The 18,540-nt window shown below is 64.9% G+C and carries 17 protein-coding genes; 3 read left to right on the forward strand and 14 right to left on the reverse strand.

Translation table 11 applies throughout. The features are described from left to right. Positions 1 to 323 precede the first annotated feature (323 nt). The 8 genes from AC3WR3_RS14235 to rph form a co-directional block, all read right to left on the reverse strand. Positions 324 to 1,313 (reverse strand): serine/threonine protein kinase, encoded by a 990-nt coding sequence (locus AC3WR3_RS14235; RefSeq protein ID WP_492292156.1) that lies wholly within the window; start codon positions 1,311 to 1,313, stop codon positions 324 to 326. A gap of 123 nt (positions 1,314 to 1,436) precedes the next feature. Continuing rightward, entirely contained in the window at positions 1,437 to 2,888 is a 1,452-nt protein-coding gene (gene ccoG / locus AC3WR3_RS14240) for a cytochrome c oxidase accessory protein CcoG (RefSeq protein WP_139438098.1), read from the reverse strand. Positions 2,889 to 3,085: 197 nt separating this feature from the next. Then, a complete protein-coding gene (locus AC3WR3_RS14245) occupies positions 3,086 to 3,349 on the reverse strand; it encodes a YihD family protein (protein WP_139438101.1) in 264 nt (87 codons plus the stop codon). A gap of 30 nt (positions 3,350 to 3,379) precedes the next feature. After that, positions 3,380 to 4,534, reverse strand: a complete 1,155-nt coding sequence (locus tag AC3WR3_RS14250; RefSeq protein ID WP_492292157.1) for a GGDEF domain-containing protein — start codon at positions 4,532 to 4,534, stop codon at positions 3,380 to 3,382. Between the two features lie 161 nt (positions 4,535 to 4,695). After that, positions 4,696 to 5,085, reverse strand: coding sequence for a Cu(I)-responsive transcriptional regulator (cueR, locus tag AC3WR3_RS14255; RefSeq protein WP_005323722.1), 390 nt, complete (start codon positions 5,083 to 5,085; stop codon positions 4,696 to 4,698). After that, positions 5,082 to 7,511 (reverse strand): heavy metal translocating P-type ATPase, encoded by a 2,430-nt coding sequence (locus AC3WR3_RS14260; RefSeq protein ID WP_492292158.1) that lies wholly within the window; start codon positions 7,509 to 7,511, stop codon positions 5,082 to 5,084. The genes cueR and AC3WR3_RS14260 overlap by 4 nt, the downstream gene beginning before the upstream one ends. A gap of 155 nt (positions 7,512 to 7,666) precedes the next feature. After that, a complete protein-coding gene (gene pyrE / locus AC3WR3_RS14265) occupies positions 7,667 to 8,320 on the reverse strand; it encodes an orotate phosphoribosyltransferase (RefSeq protein ID WP_043128766.1) in 654 nt (217 codons plus the stop codon). 83 nt (positions 8,321 to 8,403) lie between these two features. Continuing rightward, on the reverse strand, positions 8,404 to 9,120 hold the full coding sequence (rph, locus tag AC3WR3_RS14270; protein ID WP_025328763.1) for a ribonuclease PH: 717 nt from the start codon (positions 9,118 to 9,120) through the stop codon (positions 8,404 to 8,406). Between the two features lie 146 nt (positions 9,121 to 9,266). Between rph and AC3WR3_RS14275 the strand changes: the two genes are divergently transcribed. Further along, the gene (locus tag AC3WR3_RS14275) at positions 9,267 to 10,130 is read left to right on the forward strand and encodes a YicC/YloC family endoribonuclease (protein WP_492292159.1); all 864 of its coding nucleotides are present in this window, start codon (positions 9,267 to 9,269) and stop codon (positions 10,128 to 10,130) included. Positions 10,131 to 10,309: 179 nt separating this feature from the next. Here the strand turns inward: AC3WR3_RS14275 and AC3WR3_RS14280 are convergent, their stop codons facing one another. From AC3WR3_RS14280 to waaF, 3 genes are all read right to left on the reverse strand, one after another. Further along, complete coding sequence (locus AC3WR3_RS14280) at positions 10,310 to 11,188, reverse strand: DMT family transporter (protein ID WP_492292160.1); 879 nt, start codon at positions 11,186 to 11,188, stop codon at positions 10,310 to 10,312. Positions 11,189 to 11,333: 145 nt separating this feature from the next. Further along, the gene (gene waaA, locus AC3WR3_RS14285; RefSeq protein WP_492292161.1) at positions 11,334 to 12,599 is read right to left on the reverse strand and encodes a lipid IV(A) 3-deoxy-D-manno-octulosonic acid transferase; all 1,266 of its coding nucleotides are present in this window, start codon (positions 12,597 to 12,599) and stop codon (positions 11,334 to 11,336) included. A 1-nt stretch (position 12,600) separates the two neighbouring features. Beyond that, positions 12,601 to 13,698, reverse strand: coding sequence for a lipopolysaccharide heptosyltransferase II (gene waaF, locus AC3WR3_RS14290; RefSeq protein WP_492292162.1), 1,098 nt, complete (start codon positions 13,696 to 13,698; stop codon positions 12,601 to 12,603). 288 nt (positions 13,699 to 13,986) lie between these two features. Between waaF and AC3WR3_RS14295 the strand changes: the two genes are divergently transcribed. Then, entirely contained in the window at positions 13,987 to 14,775 is a 789-nt protein-coding gene (locus AC3WR3_RS14295) for a glycosyltransferase family 2 protein (protein WP_265437240.1), read from the forward strand. Positions 14,776 to 14,833: 58 nt separating this feature from the next. Here the strand turns inward: AC3WR3_RS14295 and AC3WR3_RS14300 are convergent, their stop codons facing one another. Continuing rightward, the gene (locus AC3WR3_RS14300; protein WP_454009104.1) at positions 14,834 to 15,877 is read right to left on the reverse strand and encodes a glycosyltransferase family 9 protein; all 1,044 of its coding nucleotides are present in this window, start codon (positions 15,875 to 15,877) and stop codon (positions 14,834 to 14,836) included. Between the two features lie 223 nt (positions 15,878 to 16,100). Between AC3WR3_RS14300 and coaD the strand changes: the two genes are divergently transcribed. Next, positions 16,101 to 16,583 carry a pantetheine-phosphate adenylyltransferase gene (gene coaD, locus AC3WR3_RS14305; protein ID WP_139744767.1) on the forward strand — a complete coding sequence of 161 codons (483 nt, stop codon included), beginning with the start codon at positions 16,101 to 16,103 and terminating at the stop codon, positions 16,581 to 16,583. Positions 16,584 to 16,657: 74 nt separating this feature from the next. Here the strand turns inward: coaD and AC3WR3_RS14310 are convergent, their stop codons facing one another. Together AC3WR3_RS14310 and mutM are read right to left on the reverse strand one after the other, a co-directional pair. Continuing rightward, positions 16,658 to 17,536: a VirK/YbjX family protein gene (locus AC3WR3_RS14310; protein ID WP_492292172.1), complete on the reverse strand. Its 879-nt coding sequence runs from the start codon at positions 17,534 to 17,536 to the stop codon at positions 16,658 to 16,660. A gap of 176 nt (positions 17,537 to 17,712) precedes the next feature. Then, on the reverse strand, positions 17,713 to 18,525 hold the full coding sequence (gene mutM, locus AC3WR3_RS14315) for a bifunctional DNA-formamidopyrimidine glycosylase/DNA-(apurinic or apyrimidinic site) lyase (protein WP_163137455.1): 813 nt from the start codon (positions 18,523 to 18,525) through the stop codon (positions 17,713 to 17,715). Between the last annotated feature and the right edge of the window lie 15 nt (positions 18,526 to 18,540).

Raw genomic sequence — 18,540 nt, forward strand, 5'->3', positions numbered from 1 at the left:
AACCGAAGCAGTCCAAGCCTATTGCGTCACCCTCCCGCCGTCAATGGCAAAGGCGGGTGGGCGAGCCCCTCGCCCCGGCATCCTGGGCCGGGTTGCCGGGGCTTTCCCGGCTGGCATCAGCGGCCCGGAGCACCGCCAGTTGGCCGAACTCCGCTTCCCTTACCAGTTCGGCATCAGCGTCAGCGGCAGTGCCTGGAGCGCATCCTGCCGGTCGTACTGCGGGTACCGCGAACCGTCTGACTTACCAGTTCGGCATCAGCGTCAGCAGCAGTGCCTGGAGCGCATCCTGCTGGCCGTACTGCGGGTACCGCGATCCGTCTGGCTTACCAGTTCGGCATCAGCGTCAGGGGCGGCGCCTTGAGCGCCTCCAGCTGGTCGTGCAGGGTCGCGATCTGCTGGCGCCAGTAGTGATCCGTATTGAACCAGGGGAAGTGACGGGGGAAGGCGGGATCCTCCCAGCGCCGGGCCAGCCAGGCCATGTAGTGGACTATGCGCATGGCTCGCAGCGGCTCTATCAGCGCCAGCTCCCGCGGGTCAAACTCCATGAACTCCTCGTAGCCGGCCAGCAGGGTGTCGAGCTGGATCTGCTGCTCGTGACGCTCCCCGCTCAACATCATCCATAGATCCTGGATGGCGGGGCCGGTGCGGCAGTCGTCGAGATCGACGAACAGGGGGCCGTCACGCCACAGTATGTTGCCCGGGTGGCAATCCCCGTGCAGGGAGATCCGCGCCACGTCCAGGCTCATGGCGTCCCCCACATGGCGGATCAGCTCGTCGAGCACCCCGAAGAACTGCTTGGCCAGGCCGCTCGGCACCCACTCTCCTGCCGCCAGCAGCTGACGCGGCTCGTGCAGCATGCTCTCCACGTCCAGCTGGACGCGATGGTGGAAGGAGTGACTGGCCCCGACCCTGTGGATGCGACCGAGATAGCGCCCCACCCACTCCAGCTGATCCAGGTTGTCCACCTCGAACTGGCGGCCACCGACGCTATGCCAGATGGCGAAGGGGTAACCCTGATGATCCAGCAGGGTCTCGCCGGCAAAGGCGATGGGGGCGGCGACCGGGATCTCCGTCTCACGCAGGCGAGCGGCAAACTCGTGCTCCTCGAGGATCTGGGCCCGGCTCCAGCGACCGGGGCGGTAGAACTTCACCACGTAACGGCGACGATCCTCATCCTGAAACTGGTAGACCCGGTTTTCATAGCTGTTGAGCTCGATGAGACCGGAGTCGATGCGCAGGCCGCTGAGATCGATCGCATCCATGATGAGGTCGGGATTGAGGTCGGAATAGTTGAAACGCATGTCATCCACCATAAGAAAGGGGCGCTGTTGCGCCCCATTCTATCCGAGATAGCCGATCAATGCCGCCCATGATCCCGATCCGGGGCGTGCCACGGACGCCCGTGGCACGCAGGATCGGCCGCCAGAGACGGCCCCTCAGAGCCGGCTGATAAACTTGCTGGGCTGGCGCAGGGTGCCCTTGCTGTCGTCCGGTGCGGCCCCTTCCCGTTTGAGCACGAACTGGACATCCAGGGTCGGCCGCTTCAGGTTGAAGGGATCCACCGCCAGGCTCACCGGCAGGGTGAAGATTTCCCCTGGCTTGAGCGTCACTTCCCGCGGGCCGAACCACTGGTGCTCCGGCAGCCCTTCCACATCCAGCTGATAGGTCTGGGATTGCAGGGTCTTGTTGAGGATCTTCAGGGTATAGGTGTTCTCAATGAGCCCCTCGCTGTTCTCCCGGAACAGCTGGTTGCGATCCCGCAGTATGTCGAGCCCCATGGGCATGATGGACATGGCGTTGTAGACGAAGACCCCCAGCATGACGACCATCACCAGGCCATAGCCGATCAGCTTGGGCCTGGCCACATGGGTCTGGTTGTGGGCCAGCTTGTGCTCTGTGGTGTAGCTGATCAGCCCCTTCGGATAGCCCATCCGATCCATGGTCTGATCGCAGGCATCGACGCAGGCGCCGCAGTTGATGCACTCGTACTGCAGGCCGTCGCGGATGTCGATGCCGGTCGGGCAGACCTGCACGCAGAGGTCGCAGTCGATGCAGTCCCCCAGCCCCAGCGCCTTGGGATCAGCCTTGCGGCCACGGGCGCCACGGGTCTCGCCGCGCTTGGTGTCGTAGCCGACTATGTAGGTGTCCTTGTCGAACATGGCGGACTGGAAGCGGGCATAGGGACACATGTGGATGCACATGATGGCGCGCATCCAGCCGGCGTTGCCGTAGGTACAGGCGGCGAAGAAGATCACCCAGAAGATGACCCAGCCGCTCGCCTGCAGGGTGAAGAAGTCAGGCACCAGCTGGAACACATCCTGGAAGTAGGCGACGAAGGTGAGGCCGGTGCCCAGGGACAGCAGGATCCAGGCCAGGTGCTTGGCGCCCTTGCGGGCCAGCTTCTCGCCACTCCAGGGGGCTGCATCCAGCTTGCGGCGCTTGTTGGCGGCGCCTTCCAGCTTCTCCTCGAACCAGATGAACATGAAGGTCCACACCGTCTGGGGGCAGAGATAGCCGCACCAGACCCGGCCGAGGAAGGTGGTGACGAAGAAGAGGGCGAAGGCGGCGATCATGAAGACCCAGGCCAGCAGGGTCAGATCCTGCGGCCAGATGGTGGCGCCGAAGATGTGGAACTGCTGATGCTCCAGATCGAACAGCACCGCCTGGCGGCCGTCGTAGCGCAGCAGGGGCAGGGTGACGAAGAGCGCGACGAAGAACCAGCCCATGGCCTTGCGCACCCGCTGCCAGTAGCCGGTCTGGGACCTGACGTAGATGCGGTTGCCGGGATTGAACCTGTCATCGCCCGCCTTGAACGTGTGGGGATTGAAGGTCCCGGTGACGTTCTTGTCGGTCACATCCTTGATATCGATCTTGTCCTGGTCGGCCATTGCAGCACATAGCTCCACTCATATTGTTATGAAGCCGATTATATCTTAAACAGCCTGCTAATTGTGTGGGTTAAATGTATCTATAGTTCGAGTGCCGTCGCAATTTCAGGCAACAAAAAAGGCCCATAGCCAGTTGACTATGGACCTTTTTGGAGATTCTCTTGAAACCTTCCTCTCCCGGCAACCCGGCGGCCGGGTTACTTGATGCCGCGGGCCTTGAGCAGGGCTTCCTTGAAGTCAGGAACATGATCCTTGGCCAGGCCCGGGATCATCGCCTGCTTGTCGGATTCGCGCATCTTGAGGTGGTAGATCAGCATGTCGTCGGTCAGCTCGGACAGGGCGCCCTCATAGCCGGCCTCCGCCGCCAGTTTGGCGATGAATTGCACCAGGCTGAGATCCTGATCCTTGATCCAGGCGGGCTGCAGCAGCTCCAGCAGCTCTTCGATACGATGACATTGCATAGACGACCTCTTTAATCTGTCATGTGAAACTCAGGCAACCTTACCCATCAAGGCTACTTCGATACGATCCCGGCCATTATGCTTGGCCTGATAGAGGGCCGCATCCGCTTTTTGGATGAGCTCGGCGATGGAGTGGTGCTGATCCGGCACCAGGGTCGCGACCCCGAAGCTGCAGCTGACCCGGCCGGATACCCGGGACTTGTGGTGGGGAATGCCAAGGGTGCGCAGGGCCGTGCGCACCTGCTCGGCGATCTGCATGGCCCCCTGCAAGGTGGTGCAGGGCAGCAGCAGGGCGAACTCCTCCCCGCCGTAGCGGGCGGCCAGATCGTCTTCCCGCCGCAACACCTCGGCCAGCAGGCTCGCCACCTGCTGCAGGCACTGGTCCCCCAGCTGATGGCCATAGTGATCGTTGAACTGCTTGAAGTAGTCCACATCCACCAGCACCAGGGAGAGGGGCGCCCTGGCCCGGTGACAGCGGCGCCAGGCCCGCGCCAGGGTGTCGTCCAGGTGAGCCCGGTTGGCGATGCCGGTCAGGCCGTCCAGGCGGGAGGTGAGCTTGAGATGCTCGGAGACCGCCTTGAGTTCGGCCACCAGTTCGGCGTTGGAAAAACTGTGGTAGAGGGAGGCCACCTGATCCCGGCGCAACCGGCGCAGCAGGGTCGGCAGAAACACGAACAGGTAACCCGCCAGCATGCAGGAGACGATCCGCTCCTGCTCGTTGCCGCCGCTGAGCTCGAACAGCATGGCAAACCCGAGGGGCAGCACGGCGCCGTAGAGGGTGCGGCGACTGCCGAACAGCATGATGGCGCTGCCGGTGAGGATCAGGCTGGTGAGCATCAACATGGCGGCGCGGTAGGTGTCCGGCAGCCTGTCCATGTAGAGCAGCACGCCGAGGGCCCAGATGATGGAGGTGATGGTCACCCCGATGAAGAGCTCCCGCTCCAGCACCGGCAGCGGCAGCTCTGCCAGCCGGGGCTGACGCCAGCGCAGGTGCCACCAGCGTCCCAGCAGCAGCAGGAAGACCAGGCCAAGCCAGCCGAGCGCCTCCCTGGCGGGCAGGTAGTCGTGGAACAGCAGGCTCCAGCTGATCGCCAGCAGCGCCAGACAAGGCAGGCTGAAGGAGGCGTGGGTATAGAGCTGGACCATGATGGCCCGCCACACCTGGTGATTCACACTCTGGGTCAACTGGGTACTCCCTGTACAAGAGCCGCACAGTCTAACACTCCCTTTTCCTGCTCAACAATCAATCGCCCGCTATTAAGCAGCCACTCAGCCCCTGGCTCGCCGTGCCACGCCGGCAGGATCCCGGAACACTCCAGCCTGCTCGCGCCCGCCCGGCAACCCCCTCACCCCTTCTCGAGCTCGTCGAGTATGGGGCACTGGGGATTCGCGTCTCCGTGGCAGCACCCCACCACCTCCTCCAGGGAGCTGAGCATGGCCTGCAGACCGGCAATGCGGGCCCGCAGATCGACGATCTTCTCCTGCGCCAGCTTCTTCACCTGGGCGCTGGTCCTGTGCTCGTCCCGGTAGAGCGCCAGCAGCTCCTGACACTCCTCCAGGTTGAAGCCGGTCTCCCGCGCCCGCTTGACGAAGCGCAGCTCCCGCAGGGCACCGTCTGTGTAGCTGCGATAGCCGTTGTCACTGCGCACCGGCGCCGAGATGAGGCCGATGCTCTCGTAGTAGCGGATGGTCTTGGCGGACAGCCCAGTGGCCTTGGCAACCTTGCTGATGTTCATGGATGACTCCTCTTCGATTCAGATTGGCGCTGGCTGCCCGCCCTGGGCTGCCAGCGTTTCAGTAACAGGGAATTGCTCAATACCGTGATGCTGCTCAGGGCCATGGCTGCCCCCGCCAGCTCGGGGCTGAGGTAGCCCAGCGCCGCCAGCGGAATGCCGATGATGTTGAACACGAAGGCCCAGAACAGGTTCTGCTGTATGGTGCGCCAGGTGGCCGCCGAGATGTCGATGGCATCGGCCACCAGGCGCGGGTCGGATCGCATGAGGGTGATGGAGGCGGTTTCCATGGCCACGTCCGAGCCTGAGCCCATGGCGATCCCCACGTCCGCCGCCGCCAGTGCCGGGGCGTCGTTCACCCCGTCCCCCACCATGGCCACCAGGCCCTGGGTACGGGCGCGCAACGCCTCTACTTTCTCCACCTTGCCGGCGGGCAGCACGGAGTCGAAGGCGCCGTCCAGCCCCAGCTTGGCGGCGATATGGGCCACCGGTGCCGGGGCGTCGCCGCTCACCAGCCAGCTGGCGATGCCGCGCTGACGCAGGGTGGCGATGGCCTCGGGGCTCTCGGGTCTCAGGGTATCGGCCAGGGCGGCGATCGCCACCGCCATGCCGTCGATGGCGACCCAGACCCGGGTCGCGCCGTCGGCGGGTTGTTCATCCTGTTGTGGTGGTTCAATACCGAGCTGGGCCAGCAAAGAGCCATTGCCGATGGCGACCGAATGGCCCGCCACCTTGCCGAGGATGCCCGCACCGACCCGTACCTCCACCGCCTCGGGCTGGGGCAGCACGACCTCTTTGCCGACCGCCTCGCGCATCGCCAGCGCCAGCGGGTGCTCGCTCGCCTGCTGCAGGGCGGCGGCGAGGCGCAACTGTTCGTCGGTGCCGCTCCAGCTCGCCAGCACAGGTTTGCCCTGGGTGAGGGTGCCTGTCTTGTCGAAGATGAGCGCCTTGATGGCGTGGGCCTTCTGCAGGGTATCCACATCCTTGATCAGAATGCCGTGGCGAGCCGCCACCCCGGTGCCGGTGACGATGGCGGCCGGGGTCGCCAGCCCTAGGGCGCAGGGACAGGCTATCACCAGCACGGCGACGGCGGCGAGCAGCGCCTGACCGAAGTCGTTGCTGTAGGCATACCAGGCCAGCAGAGTGAACAGGGCGATGGCCATGACCACGGGCACGAAGATGGCGGAGACCTTGTCCACCAGCTGCTGCAGCGGCGCCTTGCCCATCTGGGCACGCTCCACCAGGGCGATGATCTTGCTGAGGCTGGAGTCTTCCCCCACGGTCGTGGCCTCTATCTCCAGCACACCGGAGCGGTTGATGGCGCCACCCAGCACGGCATCCCCCAGCGCACGCGGTACAGGCAGGCTCTCACCGGTGAGAATGGATTCATCCAGCTCGCTCTCACCGCTCAGGATCTTGCCGTCCACCGGCACCCGCTCCCCCACCAGCACCCGCAGCCTGTCGCCACGCAGCACCTCGTCGATGGCGACGCTCTGCCAGGCCTCGCCGCGCCAGACGGTGGCGGTGTCCGGCCGCAACGCCATCAGCTCGCGAATGGCGGACTGGGTGCTGCGCCGGGCGCGGGCCTCCAGCAGTTTCCCGAGTGAAATCAGGGTAATGATGATGGCGCTCGCCTCGAAATAGAGCTGGCCGCTGGCGGCCATCCCCAGGGTCAGCAGCAGATAGAGGCTGTAGAAGTAGGCGGCGCTGGTGCCGGTCGCCACCAGCACATCCATATTGGCTGCCCTGTTGCGCAATGCGAGCCAGGCGCCGCGATAGAAGCGGGCACCGATCCAGAACTGCACCGGGGTGGCGAGCACCAGCTCCAGCCAGGCGGGCAGATGCCAGGGCAGCAGGCCGGCCATGGCGACCATGCCCACCAGCAGCGGCAGGGTCAGCAGGGCCGAGATGACGACCTGATTCAGCGCATGACGGGCGGCGGCAGCTTCCTGTTCCTCACGCGCCTGCAACTGTTGACGGCGAGCACTGGCAGAGCCCTGCGCCAGCTGGGCACCGAAGCCAAGGGCTTCTATATGCTCGCGCAACGAGGCTGGGGTCTGCATCCCCGGCACCAGCTCGATGCGGGCCTGCTCGAGGGAAAAATTCACCTCGGCCGAGAGCACGCCGGGCAACGCAGTCAGCATCTTGTTGAGACGCGCCGAACAACCCGCGCAGGTCATGCCGCTGATTTGAAACGACACGGATTCGCTGCCATAGCCGTAGCCCTGCGCGGCTATGCTGTCCAGCACAGCGGGCAGGCGATCGCTGCTGGCAAGCTCGATGGCCGCCTGCTCCAGCGCGAAGTTGACGCTGGCCTGCACCCCGTCAAGCTGGTTGAGGGCGGTGCTGATGCGGCTGGCACAGTTGGCGCAGCTCATGCCGCTGAGCGGCAACTGCAGATGGATGGGATCTTGAGTCTGGGTAGTCATGTTGTTCCTCCTCGGAACTCATCGGCCAAACTGGCTGCCGATGACTAAACCCTAACCTTTACTGCAAGGGTAAGCTCAAGCCACCACACTCACTTTTTCAAAAAAAATGGCGCCACCCCGAGCCAGGGGCGACGCCATGATGGCAGGAGAGGTCGTCAGATGCCGTACTGGGCGCGATAGGCCTTCATGGCCGCCAGTTGCTCGGCCAGCGCGGGCTGCTCTGCCTGCTTCTCTTCCAGATAGGCGATGAGGTCGCTCATCTGGATGATGGCTATGATGTGGGCACCGTAGTCGCGCTCCACCTCCTGAATGGCGGAGAGCTCACCCTTGCCCTTCTCCTGGCGATCCAGGGCGATCAGCACCCCGGCCAGGGAGGCACCGTTGGCCTGGATCAGATCCATGGATTCGCGGATGGCGGTCCCGGCGGTGATGACGTCGTCCACCAGCATGATGCGCCCCTTGAGCGGGCTGCCCACCAGATTGCCGCCCTCGCCGTGATCCTTGGCCTCCTTGCGGTTGAAGCACCAGGGCACGTCCACGTCGTGCTGCTCCACCAGTTGCACCGCAGTGGCGGAGGCGATGGGGATCCCCTTGTAGGCCGGACCAAACAGCACGTCGAATTCGATGCCGGCATCCATCAGGGCGGCGGCATAGAAGCGGCCGAGGCGGGCCAGATCGCGGCCGCTGTTGAACAGGCCGGCGTTGAAGAAGTAGGGGCTCTTGCGGCCGGATTTCAGGGTGAACTCACCGAATTTGAGAACCTGTTTCTCCAGGGCGAACTCGATAAATTGACGCTGGTAGGCTTTCATTCTGGCTCCTTGCTTGGCTTGTCGTTGACGGGTGTGGGGGTATAAAAAAACGCGGTCAATGCCGCGTTTTTCAAATCAGAAATTCAAGAGAGCGCCTGCTTCTGCAGCGCTATGATGTCGTCGATGCCGCCCTTGGCCAGCGCCAGCATCGCCAGCAGCTCCTCGTGGGTGAAGGGCTCGGCCTCGGCGGTGCCCTGCACCTCTATGATGCGGCCGTCTTCGGTCATCACCACGTTCATGTCGGTCTCGGCGGCGGAGTCTTCCACATACTCCAGATCGCAGATGGCTTCGCCCTGATACATGCCGACGGAGACCGCCGCTATCATCTGCTTGAGCGGGCTCTGCTTGAGCATGCCCTTCTCCACCATCCAGTTCAGCGCGTCCACCAGAGCCACGCAGGCGCCAGTGATGGCGGCGGTGCGGGTGCCGCCGTCGGCCTGCAGCACGTCACAGTCCACCGTGATGGAGTGCTCGCCCAGCGCGGTCAGGTCCACCGCGGCGCGCAGGGAGCGGGCGATCAGCCGGGAGATCTCCAGGGTGCGGCCGCTCTGCTTGCCGGCAGCCGCCTCGCGGTTCATGCGCGAATGGGTGGAGCGCGGCAGCATGCCGTACTCGGCGGTGACCCAGCCCTGCCCCTTGCCTTTCAGGAAGCGCGGCACGCTGGTGTCGACGCTGGCGGTGCACAATACGCGGGTGTGGCCGAACTCCACCAGCACAGATCCTTCCGCATGCTTGGTGAAGTTGCGGGTGATGGTAACCGGGCGCACTTGCGCGGCACTGCGATCGCTGGGACGGGACATGGGACTGACCTCTGGGCTGGCTGAATTGGCGCAGGAGTATAAGCCATCGTGACTCAAATATCAGCCGCTAAAACCACGGCATCGGCTGACGGGGCAAGCCTGGCTGAGTATACTGGCCGCACACTTCATCAAGCCCGGAACAATCAATGATTCACAGCATGACCGCCTACGCCCGCAAGGAATTCAAGGGCGACTGGGGCACAGCCGTTTGGGAAATTCGTTCGGTCAACCAGCGCTATCTGGAAACCTACATCCGCCTGCCGGAGCAGCTGCGCAGCCTGGAGCCTGTCCTGCGTGAGCGTTTCCGTGCCAAGCTGCAGCGCGGCAAGGTGGAGTGCAACCTGAGGTTCGAGGCAGCGCAAGCCGCCGCCAGCCAGCTCCATATCAATGAAGAGCTGGCCAAACTCATCATCGACAGCGCCAACTGGGTAATGAAAGAGGCGGGCCAGGGCCAGCTCAACCCGGTGGACGTGCTGCGCTGGCCGGGTGTCATGGCTGCCGCCGAGCAGGACATGGACGCGGTCGCCACCGAACTGCTCGGCGGTTTCGATCTGACCATGGAAGAGTTCCTCGCCTCCCGCGCCAGCGAAGGAGCCAACCTCAAGGCGCTGATCGAGCAGCGTCTGGACGGCATCCAGGTGGAAGTGAAGAAGGTGCGGGTGCACCTGCCGCAGATCATCGAGTGGCAGCGCCAGAAGCTCACCGACCGCCTGGCCGAGGCCAAGGTGGAGCTGGATCCCGCCCGCATCGAGCAGGAGATCGTGCTGCTGGCCCAGAAGATCGACGTGGCCGAAGAGCTGGATCGCCTGGAGATGCACATCAGCGAGACCATCAAGATCATGAAGAAGGGGGGCGCCTGCGGCCGTCGTCTCGACTTCATGATGCAGGAGTTCAACCGCGAGTCGAACACCCTGGGCTCAAAGTCCATCAACGCCGAGGTGACCCAGTCCGCCGTCGAGTTGAAGGTCCTCATCGAGCAGATGCGCGAGCAAATTCAAAACATCGAGTGATCCCCCTCGCCGATGCACCAGCCCCCGCCACCCGGGGGCTTTTTTATGTCATATCCCCAGTGTGATCAACGGCATGGCTTATGGCGACGCCAGCCTGGCCCTCGCCATCAAGCAGAGAGGGTCTGCCATGCAGACCCTCTCGTTTTTCCGAACCATGCACGCTCGTCGCCGGTTCAGGCTCAGACTGGTGACTTCAGCTTGTGGCTGCGCAGCAGCAGGGGGAGCTGGTAGAGCACCAGGGCACCCAGCACCAGCCCGGCGCCGGCCAGCTTGGCGCCGCCCAGCGGCTCGTCATAGAAGAGGGTGCTCAGGATCAGGGTCCAGACGGGTTCCAGCAGCATCAGCAGGGCCGCATGGGCCGTGGTCATCCGGCTCAGGGCATGGGTGAGCAGCCAGTAGCGCAATGTGGTGGCGATCAGGACGCTGGCGGCAAACCAGCCCCAGATGCCAGAGCTGATGTCGGCGGGCCACTGCTCGGTCAGCAGGGAGAGCAGGGTGCCGAGCAGCCCGGTCACCGCCAGCTGGATGCAGGTGAGCCAGGTGGGGGGAATGGACTGGGCGAAGTGGCGGTGCACCGCGAGCTGTACCCCCAGGGTCGCGGCCGCCGCCAGAAACCAGAACAGTGAGAGCGACACGCCCCAGTGGGTGCTGCTGGAGAGCAGCAGCAGGCCGGCCACGGCGACGGGCAGGGTCAGCCAGTAGTGGCGGCCGGGTCTGGCCTTGAACGCCGCCCAGGCGGCAAGCGGCGCCATCAGGGTGGCCACGCTCATGATGAAGGCGCCGCTGCCCAGGGCATCGCTCTGGCTGATGGCGGTGACCCAGAACAGCAGGCTGGCCCCGAGCAGGGTGCCGCAGCCGGCGGCGCGCAGCAGTTGCGAACGGCTGGGGGGCGGCTCGCGCAGCCAGGCCAGTGGCAACAGCAGCAGGGCGGCCAGCAGGAAACGGCTGCCGATAAAGGCGGCGGTGGGCAGTTCGCGAATAGCCTCTTTCGAGAAGAGCCAGCCAGCGGCGGCCAGCAGGGTGACCAGTATCATCAACAGCAGGGGAGCGCGGTTCATCGGGGCATCACAGGGTCAGGGCAAAGGGCAGAGCATAAAGGAAAGCAGGCCGGATTGCCTGCGGCGTTTGCCCCTGCCCCGGGAGGAGGCGGGACAACAGGCGGGTGCAGGATAAGGCACGGGGTGGCCACCAGGGCCACCCGCGTTAGTCGTTTTCCAGCGCTGCGAGGCAGTGGGACAGGGTGCGCGCCAGCGCCCCCTGGTTGCGCAGCACCACGGCACGGGCCTGCTCCCCCATCTGGCGGCGAGCGCCCGCATCGCCGAGCAGTGTATTCACCTTGTCGCCCAGGGCATCGGCGTCCGCCACCACGGCGGCCCCCCCCTGAACCACCAGCTGGCGGGTGATGTCGCTGAAATTGAAGTAGGCGGGGCCGGTCAGGCAGGGTTTGCCGAGCGCCGCCGGCTCCAGCAGGTTGTGGCCACCAATCTTCACCAGGCTGCCGCCGACGAAGGCCAGATCGGCGGCCGCCAGCATCAGCGGCAACTCGCCCATGGTGTCGCCCAGGTAGATTTTGTCGCTCTCGCCGACCGCACTGCCCGCCGTGCGCCGCACGCAGCCGTAGGGGGCGCACAGCTCGGCCACCCGGGCAAAGCGCTCGGGGTGGCGCGGCACCAGAATAAGCAAGGCAGACGGATGTACCTTGAGCACCCTATCGAAGGCGGCCAGCACCTGCTCGTCCTCTCCCTGATGGGTGCTGGCGGCGATCCAGACCGGCCGCGCCTGTCCAAGCTGCTGGCGCAGGGCGCGGCCCCGGGCCTGCACCTCGTCGCCAAACTGGATGTCGAACTTGATGGAGCCGGTCACCGCCAGCCGCTCGCGGCCGATCCCCAGACGATGGAAGCGATCCGCGTCGTCCTGGTGCTGGCACAGCAGGTGAGTCAGCGGGCGACTGAGAGCATCGAAGGCGCCCTGGAAGCGGGCATAGCGCTGGCAGGATCGCTCGGAGAGGCGGGCATTGAGGATGGTCACCGGCAGGTGGCGCGCCTCGCAGGCTGCCAGCCAGTTCGGCCACAGCTCTGTCTCCATCACCCAGAGGGCGCGGGGCTTGAAGGTGGCCAGAAACGCCGAGATGGCCCAGGGGTAGTCCAGGGGCGCATAGCGGTGCACCACCAGATCTCCGAGCTTGGCCGCCTGCTCGGCGCCGGTGCGGGTGGTGGTGGTGAGCAGTATGGGCAAGGAGGGCTGCTCCGCCTTGAGGGCGCGGATGAAGGGGCTGATGGCCAGCGTCTCCCCCACGCTCACCGCATGGATCCAGAGCGGCGCCTCCTGCCCGGTGGCAGGTGCCCGTCCCAGGTGCTCGGCCCAGCGCTTGCCGAAGCCGGGCTTGCCTTTTTTGGGCTTGTAGAGCGCCAGCAGCGCCAGCGGCAGGCCCAGGTGGATCAGCAGGTTGTAGAGCAGCCGATAGATCATGCTACTGGCCTTCGCCGCCGGTCGCGGGGCCCGCCACCGGCTGCAGCGCGATCACCAGATCTTCCGACTCGCTGCGCTCCAGTCGCTTGCCCGCCTCGATGACCTGCTCCGGCATCAGCTCGATCAGGCACTTGAGGTGGCCAAACTTGCAGGTGCGCTTGAAGCAGGGGCGGCATTCGATGTCGGTGTGCACTATCTCCACCCTGTCCGCCAGCGGCGGCGTGTAGAGCGGCGAGGTGGAGCCGTAGACACCGATCAGCGGCCGGTTGAGGGCGGCGGCGACGTGCATCAGGCCCGAATCGTTGGCGATGACCCGACCGGCCAGGGCCATCAGATCGATCGCCTCGTGCAGGCTGGTCTTGCCCGCCAGCACGTGGCAGTTGGGGCGGGACAGGGGGTTGATCCGGTCCCGTATGGTGTTCGCCACCTCCACATCCTTGCCGGAGCCGAAGATCCACACCTGCCAGCCTTCATCCAGATGCCTCTGGGCCACCACGGCGTAGTGCCCCTCGGGCCAGCGCTTGGCCGGGCCGAACTCGGCCCCGGGGCAGAGCACCAGCACGGGGCGGGCGCGATTCAGGCCGAGCCGCTCCAGCGCCTTGCCCTGGTTGACGAGATCCACGTGCAGGGACGGATGGGGAATGGACGGAATGTCGCTCCGGCTCTTCATCTGCGCCTTGGGGTAGGCCAGCGCCAGATAGGCTTCCACCATCAGCGGGAAGGCCTGCTTGTTGCTGCGCATGTCGTTGAGCAGGCCGAAGCGGTGCTCCCCCTTCCAGCCGGTACGCACCGGGATCCTGGCAAACCAGGGGATGAGCGCCGACTTCATGGAGTTGGGCTGGATGATCGCCTGATCGTACTTTTCGGCAGCCAGCTGCTTGCCGAGCCGGCGGCGGGCCCCCAGCTTGAAGTCGCCGTGGCCGAGCGGCATGGGGATGGCCTTGTCCACCTCGGGCATCCGCTCAAGCAGGGCCACGCACCAGGCCGGAGCCATCACATGCAGCTCGCTGCCCGGGTGGTTGGCCTTGAGTGCCTTGTAGAGGCTCTGGGACATCACCATGTCGCCGACCCAGGAGGGGCCGATCACCAATATCTTCATCGCGCGTCTTCTCTCGGGACTGGCCCGGCTGTTAATCGTTACTGGGCGAGATTATGCCCCAAGAAAGGCCGAAGAAATAACAGAAGATACCTGCCTGATGCGCAAGATGCCTTAAAGACCGCGCTGCGGGAAGTGGATACTCCCTCTTGTCAGCACCGGCGCCCTGTCCCCCATCGAAAGCGGCTCGACATGGCCAGCGGCCCCATGCCCCCGCCGGGGTTTTAGGCTAGAATGGGCGCCAATCCGAGCATGACCCGCCCGCCGGGCGCCAACAAGAGTCCAGAACCCGTGAAAAAACCGACCCTGGCGGCCGTCCTGATCGTCAAGAACGAAGCCGACAACCTGCGCGCCTGCCTCGCCTCCCTCGATGGCCTGGTGGACGAAATCGTCATCCTGGACTCCGGCAGTCAGGATGAGACCCCCGCCATCGCCGCCGAATTCGGCGCCCGCTTCTTCGTCAACACGGCCTGGCCTGGCTTCGGTCGCCAGCGCCGCCTCGCCCAGTCCCATGTCCAGTCGGAGTGGGTGCTGTGGCTGGATGCGGACGAGCGGCTCACCCCCGAGCTCAGGGAGGCCATCAAGGGGGTCATGGCCAATCCGGCCGGCGACACCATCTACTCCATCCCCCGCCTCTCCTGGGTGTTCGGCCGCTTCATCCGCCACAGCGGCTGGTACCCGGATCGGGTGCTGCGCCTCTACCCCAGGGCGCTCACCGGCTACAACGAGGCCCTGGTGCACGAGAAGGTGGAGGTGCGCGCCAACATGAAGATCGTCAACCTGCACGGCGACCTGCTGCACTTCACCTACCGGGATCTGGAGCACTATCTGGTGAAATCCGCCGGCTACGCCAGGGCCTGGGCCGATCAGCGCACCGCCCGCGGCAAGAAGGGCTCCCTCGGTCAGGGACTGGTGCACGCCATCGGCTGCTTCCTCAAGATGTACCTGCTCAAGGCTGGCTTCCTCGATGGAAAGCAGGGACTGCTGCTGGCCATCCTCTCCGCCCACTCCACCTTCGCGAAGTACGCGGACCTCTGGATCCGCCAGCAACCCCAGGCACCGGACCAGGCACCAAAGTAAGCCGGCATGGCGACACCCCCATGACGAGACAGGGCCCCGAGGGGCCCTGTCTGCATTCTCAGCTCTCTGCCCGCCAGAACGGCGGTGCCCAGCGGGCGATCGCCGCCGCCATGGTCTTGGGATCGAGCTGGCTCATGTCTTCCGGGTGATCGCTGTCTTCCGGCGGACTGAAGGCCAGATGACGCCCCTCGCTGTTGAGCGGACGCCAGCGCAGCGGCGTGGCGGAGCGGTGTGCCGGGAAGAAGCCGATGGTCGGCACGTCCAGCGCCGCTGCTATGTGCAGCGGTCCCGTGCTGCCCGCCACGAACAGGGCGGCATTGGCCATCACCTGACAGAACTTCGGCAGCCCCTCGTCGGAGCGGTAGATCCAGCCGTTGCCGCCGTGGGCCAGCAGCTCGGCCGCCAGCTGCTCCGCCTTGCTCTCCTCTCCGGGCCCCGCCGTCAGCACGCACTGCAGTTCCGGGCAGGCCTGGTTGAGCTTGATGATGAGGCGCGAGTACTGCTCGATGGAGAGGTTGTTGGCCGAGCCGCCGCTGCCGGCGTGCACCATCAGCCAGGGGCGGCTCGCATCCAGCCTCAGCCGGCTGGCGACCTGCTCGCGCACCTGTTGCAGGCTCTCGGGATCGAAGCTGAGGTAGGGCCCATGGGGTTCCACCACGCTCAGTTGCTGGTCGGCGAGAAAGCGGCGCACCAGATCCAGGTTGTACTCGTACTCCGGCTTCTGGGAGCGGGAACGGCGCTGCACCAGCCGCTGGTTGTAGAGCACCTGGGCCAGCTTGGTGGCCGGGGCCAGCCGGTAGGGAATATGCGCCTTCCACACCAGCTTGGCGTTACGGGTGTTGGAGAAGAGGCAGATGGAGGCATCGAAGGCGGCCGCCTTGATGCGGGCCAGCAAGGCCCGTTGCTGTTCCTTGTCGGCCCGGGCACCCGGATCCAGGATGATCTCGTCGATCCAGGGGCAGAGGCGGGCCAGCGGCGCCGTGTAGGCGGGAACCAGGGCAGTCACATGACACTCCATGGAGCGCTTGAGCATGGCAAAACTCGGCCAGGCCAGCATGAAGTCACCAATCTTGTCATTGCGTACTACCAGAATGCGTTTCATAAAAAATCCCTTTGCTCCCTGTCACCAATGCAGGGAGGCTCGATGCGCGGTGCGGCTATTCTTGCCTGATGCCGGGCTATTCTCAAGCGAAGACGCCGAGGGGCCCTGATTTGGGCGATCCAACCTGGGGCGTCGCGCCAGAAATCCGCGCCATCCCGGTCGCGACAAACCACCAACAGACCCTATAATGCGACCAATTTTCCCGGTTGCAGGAATCAGCAGCATGACCAACAAGGTAATCTATCCCGGCACCTTCGACCCCATCACCAACGGCCACACCGATCTCATTGGCCGGGCCGCCAGGCTGTTTGACGAGGTGGTGGTCGGGGTCGCCAACAGCCCGAGCAAGCGGCCGCTGTTCGATCTGGCGGAGCGCGTCCTGCTGGCTCAGCAGGTGACCGCCCATCTGCCCAACGTCAAGGTGGTGGGTTTCTCCGGCCTGCTGGTGGATTTTGCCAGGGAGCAGCAGGCCAACGTGCTGATCCGCGGCCTGCGCGCCGTCTCCGACTTCGAGTACGAATTCCAGCTGGCCAACATGAACCGCCGCCTGATGCCGGAGCTGGAGAGCGTCTTCCTCACCCCGGCGGAAGAGAACTCCTTCATCTCCTCCACCCTGGTGAAGGAAGTCGCCCTGCACGGTGGCGACATCCACCAGTTCGTCGATCCCCTGGTGGCCCAGGCCATCGCAGCCAAACAGGGCAAGTGACAACGCAAACAGGCTACCTCGGGTAGCCTGTTTGTCGGGGCAGTTGACGCTGCCCCCGTCTCCCGCCCCTGCCATCAGTCCGGCGCGCGGTTAAGCACCTGCTGACAGTTGAGCGCCAGCTCGTCCAGCCAGGCGTAGCGACGCCGGTACATGGCCCGCTTCCTGGCGGCCACCTCCTCCAGCGGCTTGCGCACCACGGGCTGCAACCGCACGAAGTTGGCATCCTGATCCAGGGCACCGAACTCCTGCCACAGCTCGTCATAATCCGCCTGCAGGCAGGCTTTTTTCTTCTTGCTGTAGCGTCTGGCCTGAAAGATGTGCGCCTTCATCCGTACGGCCGAGACACGGCTTGCCCCCATGGCAGCGGCCAACGCCATCACCAGCATCACCACCAGCGACTTGGGTCTTATGCCATGGCCCGCCTTGGTCAGGGCTCGTACCTGCTCCTGGGGCTGCTCGACACCGGGCTCGGGCCCCTGCACCGAGCCTATCACCAGCGCCAGCTCATGCTCGCTGCCCGCCAGCGAGAAGGCGCAGCTGTAGAGCCGCTCCCCCTGCTCGTTGACGATGGAGAGGGCCAGTTCGGCCTCCCGGCGGAAGGTGCCGTCGTGGCGCAGCACCAGGCGACAGCCCCCCTCGGGGTAGCGGCCGAGTTCGATCCCCTCCCCCAGATAGAGCGGGTCGATAAGATCCGGATAACGGGCCAGCAGCAGCCGGTAGTGATCCTCCACCATCCTGACTCGCTGGTTCACGGTCGAGCAGGCGAAGCGATAGGGGCGCATCGGTTTGTCGAGCAGCTCGGGATAGTGGGCAGGCAGGGCCCTCAGGGGTTCTGTCTGAAACAGCTCGAACACCCGGTTCAACTGCGGCCGGTAGAGCAGACTGCGCAGCACGAACTTGCCGCGATTGAAGGTCTTGCGGGCGCTGTCATCGGGATAAAGGAAGCGGGCCATTTTCTGGGCGCAATAGTGCCCCTGCCGGGATAAATGATCCCAGTCTATTGATTCTGCTGTCATTTTATTATCTCTTCTGCGTGTACAGCGAGATACTAGTCAGCGACAGCCGGGGCTTCAACAGACTGGAAATACGTCGTTACAACTTCACCGCGTCTCCCCCCAAATGATCCGGATCAGCGCTGGCAGTGGGAGCAGAACACGGTGGTTCTCTGGCCCATCCTCACCTCGGTCAGCAGGGTATGGCAGTGGAAACAGGGCTGGCCACCCCGGCCATAGACCTGCAATTGCTGCACGAAATAGCCCGGCTTGCCGTCGGCGCTGGTGAAATCCTTGAGGGTGGTGCCCCCCTGGCGAATGGCCTCGGCCAGCACCCGCTTGATCTCTGCCACCAGGGTCCCCAACCGCTCGCCGCTGATGTTGCCCGCCGCCCGCTTGGGATGAATCCCGGCGGCGTAGAGCGCCTCGTTGGCGTAGATGTTGCCCACCCCGACCACCACCTGGTTGTCCATCAGGAACTGCTTGATGGCGGTGCTGCGCCCCTTGGCCCGCGCCCGCAGATAGTCGGCGCTGAAGGCGTCGGTGAGCGGCTCAGGCCCCAGCTTGGCGAGCAGGGCGTGCGCCTCGGCGGGTTCACGGGTCCACAGCAGGGCGCCGAAACGGCGCGGATCGTTGAGCCGCAGCAGCTTGCCGTTGGCCAGCTCGATATCCACGTGATCGTGCTTCTCGGCCGGGGTGCCTATGTCCAGCACCCGCAGGCTGCCGGACATGCCCAGATGCAGGATGGCGGTGCCAAAATCGGTCTCCAGCAGCAGGTACTTGGCGCGGCGGCTGACCCTGTGGATGACGAGATCCACCAGCTCCTGGATCTCCCCAGGCACGGGCCAGCGCAGCCGGCCATCCCTGACCACCACTCGGGTCACCTTGATGCCGGTGAGCCAGGGAGAGATCCCCTGGCGGCTGACTTCGACTTCCGGTAATTCAGGCATAGACAGGTCTCTCGC

It is taken from the genome of Aeromonas sp. EU05-FHT14A05, from assembly GCF_058791175.1.